Below are 11,467 nucleotides of genomic sequence, written 5' to 3'. Positions count from 1 at the left end.
GGGTTGGGCTTGGGTGCCTCGACGGAGGGTTCGGGCTTGGGTGGCGCAGCTGGCGGGGTGGGCTTGGGTGCCGGTGCGGACTCGGCCGTGGGCGTGGCCTTGGCGGGAGGTGCTTTCTTTGCCGCCGCTTTCTTAGCCGGGGCCTTCTTGGCGGGTGCCTTCTTGGCGGGTGCCTTTTTCGCGGGCGCCTTCTTCGCCGGGGCCTTCTTGGCGGGCACCTCGGCCGCGGCCTCCGGTGGCGTCACCGGACCGGAGGATGGTGGTGGCGCCGCCGGTGGCACCGACGCGTCGGAAGTCTGGGCAGCCGCCTCCGGACGGTCCTCGGGCTGATCCTGCTGCTCGGCCATCGGGTCGCTCCTTTGCACCTCGTCGTCTCACGTCACCCGGTGAGAACCATCATGCCAGGTGGGTGTTTGCCAGCCGACTGCGCTCGCGGTCCCCGTCAGAGCACGCCCAGTCGAGCCATCAGGTCGGCGTCGATGCCGTCGAGTTGGTCCGAAATGGCCGTGTGCGCGGCCCGGCGCTGACTGGCCGGCATGTTCTCGGCGGCCGTGACCGCGGCCGACAGGTCCGTGAGCCTCGACGTGATGGCGGAGACGAACTGCTTGGTCTCCGCGTCCTTGGGGTTCTTCTCGGCCACTGCGCGCAGCGACCGCTCGGCCCCGGCGATGCGCGCCGAGAGTGCGCCGCCCTGGCCCGAGAACTGGCCGAGCTGCGCCAGCGGAACACCGAGCCGGTCGGCACGCCGCTCGTCGAGCAGGCCGCGAACCGCGGTGGTGCCCCGGTAGACGATCGGTACCAGCACCGGAGCGAGAAGCCTGGCGACCGTCAGGAGACGACGCACGCGTCCCGGCGACAGGAATTTGCCCTCTCGAACCGCTTTGAGCTGGGTCTCGGCGACCTTCACGGCCGCTCGGTCGCTCTCCCGCTGTGCCCGCAGCTGGGCTTTGAGGGCTTTGGCGGCGGAACGCTGCTCGGCTTTGATGCGCCGGATCTCGTTCTTGGCCTCGAGCTTGGCCTCCATCTTCGCCTTGGCCTTGAGCGCTCTGGCCTCAGCACGACGAGTCGCACGGCTCTTCCGCTTTGTGAACAGGGCCATTCCCGGCTGCCTCCCGGTGGTGTGTCCGCGCATGTCGCGGGGCCGTCGCTGGTTCGCTGCACGGCCCTGCGCCAACCCTAGCGTCTGACTCCGGAAGGGAAATCGTCACCTGGGAATATGCGACAATGGGCGGAAATGTTCATGGGGCGGGCATGGCTTGCCGAACGGCGAAACAGGGCAGAGGTGGACGGGTCGCGGTTGCGCGTCGCGGCGATCGGGGGAGCGATCGCCTGTGGTCTGCTGCTCGGTGGAGTCGGAGGCCTGGGCCTGGGAGTGGCCGCCGCAGGCTCCGGTGATGAGAGCGGCGCTGGTCAGGGCCGTGGCATCGGGGACACCACCCGGGAGTCAGGACCCCAGCGCGGAGCGCAGGTGAAATCCGGACCCTACGTCGGAGCGCCGCGGACACCGTCCCCCGGATCCGAGTCGCCGACGGGCCCGCGTGGTGAGCGTCCCTCGCGCGGCGACCGTGACTCCGACGAGGGCCGTCCGGGACCGTCTCGCGGCGACGACGTCACAGAGTGGGGCGGGAAGCGACCGCCCACCAAGCCCGGGGAGGGCAACGACCCCAGGCCCGGTGGGGGGAACTGGCCCAAGCCCGCTGGAGAACAGGGACCCAAGGCCGGTGACGGCAACTGGCCCCGACCCGGTGAGGGCAACTGGCCCGGACCCGGTGAGGGCAAGTGGCCCAGGCCGGGCCATGGACACTGGCCGCATGATCCCGGGAATCCGAAGGATCCCGAAGACCCCTGTGGCCCAGGGGATCCCGGTGATCCGGGTGATCCTGGTGAGCCGCCGCCGGTCGAAGGCGATTTCCCCGAGCAGGGTGGGGGCAGCGGCGAAGGCCCCGCACACTGGCCGGGCAGCCCCTACGGTCAGCCGCCCGACGCCGCGCCAGCCGAGCCCGAGCCCCCGAAGGAACTGCCGCCTGGGGCGTCCCTCGCGCCGGCGGTTCCGCCGCCCCCGGCCGTGGTTCCGCCGGTGGTGGTCGTGCCGCCGCCCGTCGGCGCCGTCCCCGCGCCCAGCCAGGTCGACGTCGCCCCGCCCGCGGCGCCACCACCGCCGCCCGCGGCTGCGTCGATCACCGTTCTCCCCATCCACCAGGCGGGCCCGGGCGTCGGTCTCGACGTCGCTCCCGCCTCCTTCCGAGCCGGATATCCCGAGTACCTGCGCGACGCGGCGCTGTCCGAGATCGCGGGTTTGGCGTTGCCGGGGGTCGCGGGGTTGATGGCCCTCACCGGCGTGGGGGGACTGATGGGCTATCGGCAGGCGAAGGCGGGACACGCGGTCCGGGCGGCGGGCACGGCAAGGTTCCTGCAGTGACGGTCAGACGATGAGCGCGCGTAAGGGAGAATCATGCCGGCCAGTCGCCGCGTGACGAGGGCGGTGGCGGAGGTGCTCGATCTGGCACCCCGCAAGGGTGAGGTGACCCTGCACCGTCTGGTCGACGCCGTCAGCGCCGACCGCGGCCGCGAGATCGAAGTCAAGATGGCCGAACTGCCCGAAGGGGTGTGCGGTCAGTGGCGTCAGTACAACGACCACGACGAGTTCCTCATCCAGCGGGGGCTGCCGACGTGGGACCGAACCCTGGCGCACGAACTGGGCCACCTGGTCCTCGGTCATGACGGCATCGCGGTCGCCGAGGTGGCCCGGCGGACGGCCGAGTTCGCCAGCGACGACCTGATCAGCTACATGCTCAACCAGCGCACGGGTTGCATGGGGCCGGGCGGTGAGGACATCGAGCAGGACGCCGAGGATTTCGCGGCGCTGCTGCTGTACCGGTTGGGCCGGATGCCCTCCGACCGATCCTCGATCGTGCAGGTGCGACTTGGGGAGGCATTTGGTTGACGGTCTGGGTGATCGCGGGCCTGCTCGGAATGGCCACCGGTGTGCGCATCGGCTGGGCCCTGGTGAACAAGCAGTCGTTGGTCAGCACAGCCATGATCGTGGCCCTCGGCAGCCTCGCCGTCGTCGCAGCCCTCAACTGGCCGCCGCTGACGCTGCTGATCGACGCTTGGCTGCACTGGCCCAACATCGCGGTGGGCATCAGTCAGGTCGCCCTCATCGCGTGTGCTGCGGGCAGCTGCGTCATGATCACCAGCGTCGCCTCACACCGCAGTCCGGTGATGGTCCGTCGAATTGCCTTTGCGCAGTACAGTTTTGCGGCTGTGGTCGCGTTTGTGACGGCCACGCTGTTCTTCGCCGGAGGCCGGCAGGAGGAGATGGCTCCGGCGGAATACCTGACCCGCAACATGGGTTCGGCCAATCTGGCGCTGCCGTGGCTGGTGCCGCTGCTGTACGTGATGTTCGCCCTGACGCTGGTGGCATGGGCCGGCATTCGGCATTCCAACAGCAGCCGCCGGGGCCGCGCACTGTTCGTCTTCACCCTGGGCATCGTTCTGATCCTGTTGGCCGCGGCGTTCTTCCTGATCCGCGCCGTCAGCGACGCCGGACTGATCGGTGTCGGCACAGCGGTGGTGCTGCTGGGCTGCGCCATGGCCGTCGTCGGCGCGGGTTCACTGCTGCCCACGGTGGAGGACTGGTTCAGCGGTCGGCGGGAGCTGTCGCTGATTCAGCCGCTGCTGACCGAACTCGAGCGCCGTCAGCCCGGCATCGGGATCGGCGTGCGACCGCGCGGTCCGCTGGTGTTCCGCGTCGCAGAACGGCTTTCACTGATTTCGGACGCGCTGTTCCTGGAGGCCACGGCGGCACTGCGCCGGCAGGTCCCCGACGGTGACGAGCGCTCCGTCGAAGACCTCGGCGGAAACGCGGCGTCTGACAGAGGCTGGCAGCGGCCGGATGTGACTCCCCGCGAGCAGGCGCGCGCGATCGCCGAGTGGATTCGCGCCGGAGACGACGGCAGCCATGCCCGGTTCCCCGGGCCCGCGTGGCTGCGTCAACCCGAGAGTTACTCGGATCGAGAGTGGATCATCGAGATCGCCCGCCAGTACCGGAACCTGGCGGTGGAGTGACTCGGGCCGCGACGGCCTAGTCCAGGTGTTCCTTGCGCCGAAGCTCTTCGGCCTTCTGTACGAGGTCCTGCTGGGACTCGGGTGACAACCCCACGGTCCGAGCGGCGACGCGGCGGACGCCCTCATCGCGCATGTTGGCCAGCCAGGTCAGCTCTTTGTCGAGCTTCTCGTAGTACTCGTCATCGGTGAAGTACGCCGGCTTGATCCGGAAGAAGTTGGCCAGTGCGGCCATGGTGGCCGACGAAGGGTTGGTCCGATTCCCCGACCGCAGTTGGGACAGATACGGGGCGGACATGGTGACGCCCTCAGACTTCAGCGCAGCGATCACCTCGGCCGACGTATGCGGCCCGCGTCCCGGCGGGTACACCGTGTCGAACAGGCGATTCAATCGCGCAGCGAACGTTGTACTCATCCTTTTTGACCTCCAGAAACCGCGCCGCACCCCGACTGTTTAGTGTATTTGCTGATCATCGTAGCGACTGATGCGCTGTTAACCAAGTGCAAACGACGGGAAAATTGACGGCTCAAGCAAGCTCTTGGGCGAAAAACGCGCACGCTGCGGCTTCTGCCGCGATTTCCGCGCTGGGCGCGGTGTACAACAGGGTAAATGGGCTCAGGCGGGCGCCGGTGAGCTCCGCCAGTTATGGTCGCTCGACCAAATCTGTGGCATCGGGTGGGTCCGTGGGCAACCGCTGCAGATATCGGCCCTCTTCCGAAGGCTATTTGCTGCTGCGCTGGCCAGTTCATCTCCTCCAGCGTCGGGTGAGGACGTGGCGGCGCTTGTCGGCCGAGTCGAAGCGAGTGCTGCCCGGGGGCGCCGAACGTGGCCGCCGGCTTCCCCACCGAGGCCCGTCGGGGACTCACGCGGAGATCCGCGCGGGACTCGTCCAGTGCCCGCCGAGACTCATGGTGGACTCACGCGGAGATCCGCACAGGACCTGTCCAGCCCCCTCGAGGACCTTACGGTGGACTCAACAGGGCGGCACGGCCAGGCGGCGTCAGGCCCGCCGGGATTCCACGGTCGTGCCCCTCACCGCTGGCTGGTCGGCTCAGGCGGCGAGAAGCATCGCGAGGATCGCGGTGTCCGGGTGGCTGATCGGATCGACGCCGACCCGGCTGACCATCGAGGTGACCGTGCCGTCGGATTCGGCCTCCACCCACGCGGCGCGATGTTCAAGGCCGAGGTGGGGCAGTCCGGGCAGTAGGACGCAACCGGATGCCGCTCCATTGCACTCAGGCAGGGACGGCGTGGTCTCCGACGGCGGGTGCAGCATCAGCAGTGCCGGCGGTTGGCGATCGGCGAAATGGCCGGGCGGGATGGCGGATTCGCCGACGACGGTCCCCTCGGCCAGCACCAGGCCGACGGTGTTGGGCTCGGGGGCGTCGGGAAGCTCTTCTCGTACGCCGAAAATGGTTGTCGTGGGCAGCAATCCGGGCAGTGATGCCACGCGCACCGCGGCCATCAACAGCTGGGCCCACTCCTTGGTCGAATCGGGCCACCGGCCGGACACCACGAAACCCTTGAGAGAACCACGGGAATGGAAGGGGGCGAGGCCAATCGCTCGCCCGGAGCCGGTCTCCATCTCTGCCTCCGCACAACTCGAAACGGACTGCCAGGTGCGACACGACGGTGGGTCGGTGCGCTCAGGATGAGGCACACAGGCGTTGGCAGGCAAGAGGAGCCGACTGCTAATCGGGGCGCCGTGCCATCAGGCGCGGCGCCCCGAGGAGGCTTTGAGGGGTCAGCTCAGGCGGGCGGGTAGACGCCCATCTGCTTGCCCTTGTCGGTCTGCCAGAAGATGTCGGCGATCTCATCGATCGTCTTGAGCAGCTTCTCGGCGACGGCCACGTCCAGCGACTTCTTGACGTCGCCGGCGCCGTGGACGCCGTCCCAGAACAGCTGGTGCAGGTTCGGGAACTGCTCGAAGTGGTCCTTGGTGAAGAAGTCGGCCCACAGCACCATCAGGTGATGCTTGACCTCTTCGGCCTGGCGTTCCTTGATGATGATGGCGCGGGTCTTGAAGTGCTCGTCGTCCGAGTCGTGGTACTTCTGCAGGGTCTTGAGGCAGGACAGCGCTTCGATCTTGGCCTGCGCAGGGTCGTAGACACCGCAGTACAGGTCGCAGTGTGCGTGGGCGGGGGTCGCGTTGGAGAAAAGTCGATGCAGCATAGGTCCAACCTACACTTTCGGCGTGCCCCGAAATCGAACAACCCGGGCCTGGCCAGTGCGCCGATTCGTGGTGGTCGAGGACTCGATGCGGCCGACGCTGCGCCCCGGAGACGGACTGTTGGCGATCCGATGGGACCGGGTGAAACCGGGGCAGCTGCGGGTGTTCCGGGACCCCACGTCGTCGTCGCGGTGGCTGATCAAGCGCGTGGGCGAGGTGCGGGGGGCCGGCGGGGCGGCGATCTTCGAGGCACGGTCGGACAATCCGGACGCACCGGGCGTCGTTGACTCGAGACGGTTCGGTTGGGTGCCTGCCGCCGGCAGTTACCGGGTGCTGTGGACGGCCCGCACGGCGGGCGGCTGACTCGGAGTGGGGTGACCGGTCAGGGGAGCCCGGGACCGGTCAGAAGAGCACGATGAGGGCGAGGATGCCGATCAGCACCAGGGCGACCACGCCGGCGCGGAGGAGCGCCAGCAGGTACGACCTGTTACACGTCGAGGAGTACCAGTGCGAGGACTGGGCCGACTGCGGCCCGAGAGGTTGCGTCGTCATCGGCTGTTCCTGATCCTCACGTTCAAAATTCCCGTCCCCAAGTGAGATGCGTCACAGACAATCTTTTGTGACGGCGATCATAACCCCTTGGGTATCCAGGCAGAAATCGGCCGAAAACAGTTAGCCCATCAACCAATTTCGCTCGCCCGTGTTGATGGTTGCGACACTGAGAACGGGTTTATCCACAATCACCGCGCCGTTCACGGCATAACCCGAGGAAAGGGGGAGTCCACACCAAGGAATCTCTGTGGATAAGCCTGTGGAAACTGTGGATAGGTGGGCACTTGCTGGGCCACTGAATCGTGCGGACCGGCAGCGACCGAGCCGGGCGGCGTGACAGGATCGAAGGCATGGATGACTCGGCCGTACCGCAGATCCAGATCGCCGGCTTGCCCGCGGAGTTCGGCGACGACGCCGTGCTGCTCGACGTCCGCGAGGACGACGAGTGGCAGCGTGGGCATGCCCCCAACGCCCAGCACATCCCGATGGGTGACGTCCCGTCGCGGATGGCCGAGATCGACACCGACAAACAGCTGTACGTCATCTGCCATGCCGGCGGACGCTCCCTGCGCGTCGCGCAGTACCTCCAGCGCAACGGGTATGAGCCCGTCAACGTCGACGGCGGGATGCTGGCCTGGTCGCAGTCCGGTCGTGCCGTCGTGACCGATTCCGGCGCGGCGGGCACCGTCTGAGCACGCGGCCACGCAGGCCCCGTCGTTAGGCTGGTGCGGTGATCCAGGTCTGTTCGTCGTGCGGCACGCGCTGGAACGTGCGCGACAGGCAGCGCGCGTGGTGCCCTCGCTGTCAGGGGTCGTTGCTTCCGCCCAGCCCCGAAACCGCCGCCGCGCCTGCCCCGCAGGCCGGGTGGAACCGGCCCGCGCCCGGTCAGCCGCCCTCCGCCGCACCGGCGGGGAACGGGCAGCTGCCGCCGGGGTACCGCTGGATCGCGGTGCGGCCCGGCTCGCCGCCGCCCCCCAGGCCCCGCCGACGCCCGCTCGGCCCGCCGCCGCGGTACGACGTCATCCCGAGATGGACCCTGCAGGACGCGGTCCCCCTCGACATCACTCCCGTGGCGACGACCCCGAGCGGGCCGCCGGCGGTCGTCGTCGAACGGGTTCTCAAGATCACCGCCGTGCTGCTCGGTGTGGCGGCGGCCGTGTACCTGCTGCGCTACATCCTGCTGCTGATCAACAGGTCGGTGCTGCTCAACTCCGCGCTCGCGGCGACGGCCGTGCTGCTGGGCCTGCTCATCAGCGTCGCGGCGCTGGCCGCCGTGATCACCTGCTGGGTGGTGCTGACGCGGTGGCTCATCGCGCGACGGGCCGCTGTCTTCGCGCATCAGGGCACGGCTGACCCGCGTCCGACGTCGGCGCTGTGGTTCGGCTGCCTGGTGCCGCTGGTGAATCTGTTCTGGGCGCCGGTCTACGTCATAGAGACCGCGACGGCCGAGGGGCACTACACGAGGATGCGCAAACCGATCCTCGTCTGGTGGCTGGTGTGGGGGCTCAGTGCGTTCGTCGCCGCGTTCTCGGTCGCCACGCTGTTCAGCTATCACTGGTTCGGCGTGAGCGTCAACGACTCGGCGCAGGCCGTTGCGGACAACACCGTGGCCGTGATCTGCGGCTACCTGATCGCGATGGCCGCGGTGCTGGCCACCGCGCGGGTGTGGCGCGGGTTCGAGGCCAAGCCCGTCGAGCGCCCCGCGCACCGCTGGGTGGTGGTCGGGGCCGAAGGCCCAGCGCCGCAGACCACGACGCCGGCCGACCCCGATGTGGCGCCACCGGTTGAGACAACCGGACGCGAACCGGCAGCATAGGGCCATGGACTCGGCGGGGGAAGTGTTGGACGGGCACCCGTTCGTCGTCGCCCATCGGGGCGCCTCCGCCGATCGGCCCGAGCACACTCTGGCCGCCTATGAACTGGCCCTCCAGGAGGGCGCCGACGGCGTGGAATGCGATGTGAGGCTCACCCGCGACGGGCACCTGGTGTGCGTGCACGACCGCCGAATCGACCGCACCGCCAACGGGACCGGACTGGTCAGCGAGCTCACGCTCAACCAGCTTCGGCAGTACGACTACGGGAAGTGGCACGGCAGCTGGCGCGCCGACGGCAGCCACGGCGACACCGGACTGCTCACGCTGGAGAAGCTCGTCGAACTGGTGCTGGACTTCCGCCGCCCGGTCAAGCTGTTCATCGAGACCAAGCACCCGGTGCGCTACGGCGCGCTGGTGGAGAACAAGGTGCTGGCCCTGCTGCACCGATTCGGCATCGCCGCGCCGCCGTCGGCGGACCTGTCGCGTGCCGTGGTGATGTCATTCAGCGCCGCGGCCGTGTGGCGAATCAGGCGCGCCGCCCCGCTGCTGCCGACCGTGCTGCTGGGGGAGACCTCGCGATACCTGGCGGGCGGCGCCGCGACGACCGTGGGAGCCACGGCCGTCGGCCCGTCGATCACGACGCTGCGGGAGCATCCCGAGCTTGTGGACCGAGCCGCGGCCCAGGGCCGGGCGCTGTACTGCTGGACCGTCGACCATTACGAGGACGTGCAGTTCTGCCGCGAGCAGGGGGTGGCATGGCTGGCGACCAACCACCCGGGGCGCACGAAGGACTGGCTGCAGAACGGCCTGACCGAAGCGGGCCGGGACTGATCTACAGGGCGCCGCCAGCGGCGGCAGGGTCTACAGGGCGCCGCCGGCGGCGGCGGGGGCCGTCGGGTCCGCGGCGCCGGGGCTCAACTCCCGCGCGACGAAGTTCTCCAGGTCGAACATGTTGTCGCCGGCGCGCTCGGCCACGCGCAGCAGCGTGGTCATCGAGGCCACCTCTTCGACCTGCTCCTTGAGGAACCACTGCATGAACTGTTCGCCCAGGTAGTCGTGCTCATCGCGGGCGGCGGCGGCCAGTGCGACGATCTGGTCGGTGACGGTGCGCTCGAGATCGAGGGCCAGGGCGATCGCCTCGCGCGGCGAGGCGAAGTCGTTGCGGACCGCGTCGACGCCGGGGATCTCCACCTCGACGTCACGGTCGAGCAGGTGGCGCACCAGCATCATGGCGTGGTTGCGCTCCTCGACGGACTGCCGGTAGAAGTGCCCGGCCAGCTGGGGCAGGTCGGCGCCGTCGAAGTGGACGGCGATGGCGGTGTATTGCTGCGACGCCGTGAACTCTTCCCGGATCTGGTCGAGCAGGAGTCCGTGGAACTTGGTGTGGGGAGCGTCGGCGTGGTTCATGATCACCAAGATAATGCAGGTCAGAGCACTTGTCATCGAAGGTGAGGCTTACTTCGGGCAGGGTTGCCTAACTGGAACCGTTCCGGATAGGCGCTCGGCGGCCCCACAGGCGTCAGTTAGCTGGATCACGTCAGTTAGCTGGATCACAGGCGAGGCCGCCGCCGTTGTGCAGTCAGGGTTGCGCGTCCAACACCGCCTGCGGGACGGGCGAGTCGGAGGCGAGGGCGTCGAACAGCTGCGTCGCCGTGTCGTCGTCCCACAGCACGACATCGCCCGATCCGCCGCTGGTGAACCCACCGATGGGCACGGTGACGGTGACCGGTGAGCCGCGCAGCGCCCACCCGAGGCGCGCCAGGTCCCAGACGTGGTCGTCGTCGCCGACCGCGACCGAGGCGGCCGCCGCGGTCGGCACCGAGTACCAACGCCACGGGTTGAGCCACACGCCCGGGCTCGCCGCGCGATGCAGGAGAGCGGACATGAAGCTGCGCTGGTTGACCATGCGGTCCAGGTCCGCGCGCGGGGTCGCTCGGGAGCGCACGAAGCCCAACGCTGTGCGGCCGTCCAGCTTCTGGCAGCCGGCGGGCAGATCGATGCCGGCCAAGGGATCGCTGATGGGTTCGGCCGGGCACATCGTGACGCCGCCGAGCGCATCGACCACGGCGGCGAAACCGCCGAAGCCGATCTCGGCGTAGTGGTCGATGCGCAGGCCCGTCGCCTGTTCGACGGTCTGCGCCAGCAGCGGAGCCCCGCCCAGCGTGAACGCGGCGTTGATCTTGTCGCTGCCGTAACCGGGGATCTCGACGTAGGAGTCCCGGGGGATCGAGACCATGGTCGCGTCCGTGCTGGAGCCGAGGTGAGGGATGTGCACCAGCAGGATCGTGTCCGTCCGCCCCGAGCCCAGGTCACCGCCCGTGGCCAGCTCGGACTGCTGCTCCTCGGACAGGTCGGCCCGGCTGTCCGAGCCCACCAGCAGCCAGGTGGTGCCCCGGCCGGCGGCGGGACGATCGGGATAGTCGGGCAGCGCGTCGACGCGCTGCAGCGAACGGTCCAGCCAGAGGCCGCCGCCTATTACGGCGGCCACGACGAGAAGCAGAACCGAGAGGACCAGGCCACGCCACGGCACCCGCCGTCGCTTCCGGAGCGGCCGCGCCGCCGGCGGGGGCGCGCCCACGGCGCGCTGCACGGGACGCCGAGGGGGGGGGGGGGGGGGGGGGGGGGGGGGGGCCGGCCGCCCCCCCCCCCCCCCCGCCCGGCGGGCGCCGCCGCCGGGGGCGGCGGGGGGGGCGGGGGGGGCCCCCGCGGGCGCGGCCGGGCGGGGGGGGGGGGGGGGGGGGGGGGGGGCCCCGCCCCCCCCCCCCCCCCCCCCCCCCCCCCCCCCCCCCCCGGCGGCGCGGCGGCGGCCCCCGGCCCGCGGGGGGGGGGGGGCGGCCCCCCCCCCCCCCGCCGCGTCGGGGCTGC

At 69.8% G+C, this 11,467-nt stretch carries 14 protein-coding genes and 1 pseudogene; 7 read left to right on the top strand and 8 right to left on the bottom strand.

Translation table 11 applies throughout. The features are described 5' to 3' along the window. A pseudogene (locus A5727_RS28425) lies at positions 1–347 on the bottom strand (hypothetical protein); the annotation flags it as partial. 95 nt (positions 348–442) lie between these two features. Then, the gene (locus A5727_RS25490) at positions 443–1,099 is read right to left on the bottom strand and encodes a DUF6474 family protein (RefSeq protein ID WP_068257234.1); all 657 of its coding nucleotides are present in this window, start codon (positions 1,097–1,099) and stop codon (positions 443–445) included. A 135-nt stretch (positions 1,100–1,234) separates the two neighbouring features. Here A5727_RS25490 and A5727_RS28285 point away from each other — a divergent pair, with 135 nt between their 5' ends. The 3 genes from A5727_RS28285 to A5727_RS25475 are packed head-to-tail and all read left to right on the top strand — an operon-like array spanning position 1,235 to position 4,068. After that, positions 1,235–2,419: a hypothetical protein gene (locus A5727_RS28285; protein WP_231992225.1), complete on the top strand. Its 1,185-nt coding sequence runs from the start codon at positions 1,235–1,237 to the stop codon at positions 2,417–2,419. A 33-nt stretch (positions 2,420–2,452) separates the two neighbouring features. After that, positions 2,453–2,944 (top strand): ImmA/IrrE family metallo-endopeptidase, encoded by a 492-nt coding sequence (locus tag A5727_RS25480; protein ID WP_068257232.1) that lies wholly within the window; start codon positions 2,453–2,455, stop codon positions 2,942–2,944. After that, complete coding sequence (locus A5727_RS25475) at positions 2,941–4,068, top strand: hypothetical protein (RefSeq protein WP_068257230.1); 1,128 nt, start codon at positions 2,941–2,943, stop codon at positions 4,066–4,068. Before A5727_RS25480 ends, A5727_RS25475 begins: the two co-directional genes overlap by 4 nt. Before the next feature lie 16 nt (positions 4,069–4,084). Here the strand turns inward: A5727_RS25475 and A5727_RS25470 are convergent, their stop codons facing one another. From A5727_RS25470 to sodN, 3 genes are all read right to left on the bottom strand, one after another. Beyond that, the gene (locus A5727_RS25470) at positions 4,085–4,480 is read right to left on the bottom strand and encodes a secretion protein EspR (protein WP_068257227.1); all 396 of its coding nucleotides are present in this window, start codon (positions 4,478–4,480) and stop codon (positions 4,085–4,087) included. 637 nt (positions 4,481–5,117) lie between these two features. Continuing rightward, the gene (locus tag A5727_RS25465; protein ID WP_068257224.1) at positions 5,118–5,651 is read right to left on the bottom strand and encodes a peptidase; all 534 of its coding nucleotides are present in this window, start codon (positions 5,649–5,651) and stop codon (positions 5,118–5,120) included. Between the two features lie 164 nt (positions 5,652–5,815). After that, the gene (sodN, locus tag A5727_RS25460; protein WP_068257221.1) at positions 5,816–6,238 is read right to left on the bottom strand and encodes a superoxide dismutase, Ni; all 423 of its coding nucleotides are present in this window, start codon (positions 6,236–6,238) and stop codon (positions 5,816–5,818) included. Positions 6,239–6,323: 85 nt separating this feature from the next. On the opposite strand from sodN, the gene A5727_RS25455 reads away from it, so the two are divergent. Further along, a complete protein-coding gene (locus tag A5727_RS25455) occupies positions 6,324–6,599 on the top strand; it encodes a S24/S26 family peptidase (RefSeq protein ID WP_197507757.1) in 276 nt (91 codons plus the stop codon). A gap of 39 nt (positions 6,600–6,638) precedes the next feature. Here the strand turns inward: A5727_RS25455 and A5727_RS27950 are convergent, their stop codons facing one another. After that, positions 6,639–6,788: a hypothetical protein gene (locus A5727_RS27950; protein ID WP_197507756.1), complete on the bottom strand. Its 150-nt coding sequence runs from the start codon at positions 6,786–6,788 to the stop codon at positions 6,639–6,641. A 350-nt stretch (positions 6,789–7,138) separates the two neighbouring features. Here A5727_RS27950 and A5727_RS25450 point away from each other — a divergent pair, with 350 nt between their 5' ends. The 3 genes from A5727_RS25450 to A5727_RS25440 are packed head-to-tail and all read left to right on the top strand — an operon-like array spanning position 7,139 to position 9,433. Further along, positions 7,139–7,480, top strand: a complete 342-nt coding sequence (locus tag A5727_RS25450) for a rhodanese-like domain-containing protein (RefSeq protein WP_068257254.1) — start codon at positions 7,139–7,141, stop codon at positions 7,478–7,480. A gap of 38 nt (positions 7,481–7,518) precedes the next feature. Further along, positions 7,519–8,604: a DUF4328 domain-containing protein gene (locus A5727_RS25445; protein ID WP_068257216.1), complete on the top strand. Its 1,086-nt coding sequence runs from the start codon at positions 7,519–7,521 to the stop codon at positions 8,602–8,604. Positions 8,605–8,608: 4 nt separating this feature from the next. After that, the gene (locus tag A5727_RS25440) at positions 8,609–9,433 is read left to right on the top strand and encodes a glycerophosphodiester phosphodiesterase (protein ID WP_068257213.1); all 825 of its coding nucleotides are present in this window, start codon (positions 8,609–8,611) and stop codon (positions 9,431–9,433) included. Positions 9,434–9,463: 30 nt separating this feature from the next. Here A5727_RS25440 and A5727_RS25435 read toward each other — a convergent pair whose 3' ends face one another. Continuing rightward, positions 9,464–10,009 (bottom strand): ferritin, encoded by a 546-nt coding sequence (locus A5727_RS25435; protein WP_068257251.1) that lies wholly within the window; start codon positions 10,007–10,009, stop codon positions 9,464–9,466. A gap of 172 nt (positions 10,010–10,181) precedes the next feature. Beyond that, positions 10,182–11,180, bottom strand: coding sequence for an LCP family protein (locus A5727_RS25430; RefSeq protein WP_502687713.1), 999 nt, complete (start codon positions 11,178–11,180; stop codon positions 10,182–10,184). Between the last annotated feature and the right edge of the window lie 287 nt (positions 11,181–11,467).

The sequence above is a fragment of the Mycobacterium sp. ACS4331 genome (assembly GCF_001667265.1).
In the GTDB taxonomy this organism is placed as follows: Bacteria; Actinomycetota; Actinomycetes; order Mycobacteriales; family Mycobacteriaceae; genus Mycobacterium.
This window is presented reverse-complemented; position numbering and strand designations above follow the sequence as displayed.

Coding starts and splice junctions, on each gene's coding strand:
- A5727_RS25470 (WP_068257227.1), bottom strand. CDS start 4,480: ATGAGTACAACGTTCGCTGCGCGATTGAATCGCCTGTTCGACACGGTG.
- A5727_RS28285 (WP_231992225.1), top strand. CDS start 1,235: ATGTTCATGGGGCGGGCATGGCTTGCCGAACGGCGAAACAGGGCAGAG.
- A5727_RS25480 (WP_068257232.1), top strand. CDS start 2,453: ATGCCGGCCAGTCGCCGCGTGACGAGGGCGGTGGCGGAGGTGCTCGAT.
- A5727_RS25490 (WP_068257234.1), bottom strand. CDS start 1,099: ATGGCCCTGTTCACAAAGCGGAAGAGCCGTGCGACTCGTCGTGCTGAG.
- A5727_RS27950 (WP_197507756.1), bottom strand. CDS start 6,788: ATGACGACGCAACCTCTCGGGCCGCAGTCGGCCCAGTCCTCGCACTGG.
- A5727_RS25450 (WP_068257254.1), top strand. CDS start 7,139: ATGGATGACTCGGCCGTACCGCAGATCCAGATCGCCGGCTTGCCCGCG.
- A5727_RS25440 (WP_068257213.1), top strand. CDS start 8,609: ATGGACTCGGCGGGGGAAGTGTTGGACGGGCACCCGTTCGTCGTCGCC.
- sodN (WP_068257221.1), bottom strand. CDS start 6,238: ATGCTGCATCGACTTTTCTCCAACGCGACCCCCGCCCACGCACACTGC.
- A5727_RS25465 (WP_068257224.1), bottom strand. CDS start 5,651: ATGGAGACCGGCTCCGGGCGAGCGATTGGCCTCGCCCCCTTCCATTCC.
- A5727_RS25435 (WP_068257251.1), bottom strand. CDS start 10,009: ATGAACCACGCCGACGCTCCCCACACCAAGTTCCACGGACTCCTGCTC.
- A5727_RS25455 (WP_197507757.1), top strand. CDS start 6,324: ATGCGGCCGACGCTGCGCCCCGGAGACGGACTGTTGGCGATCCGATGG.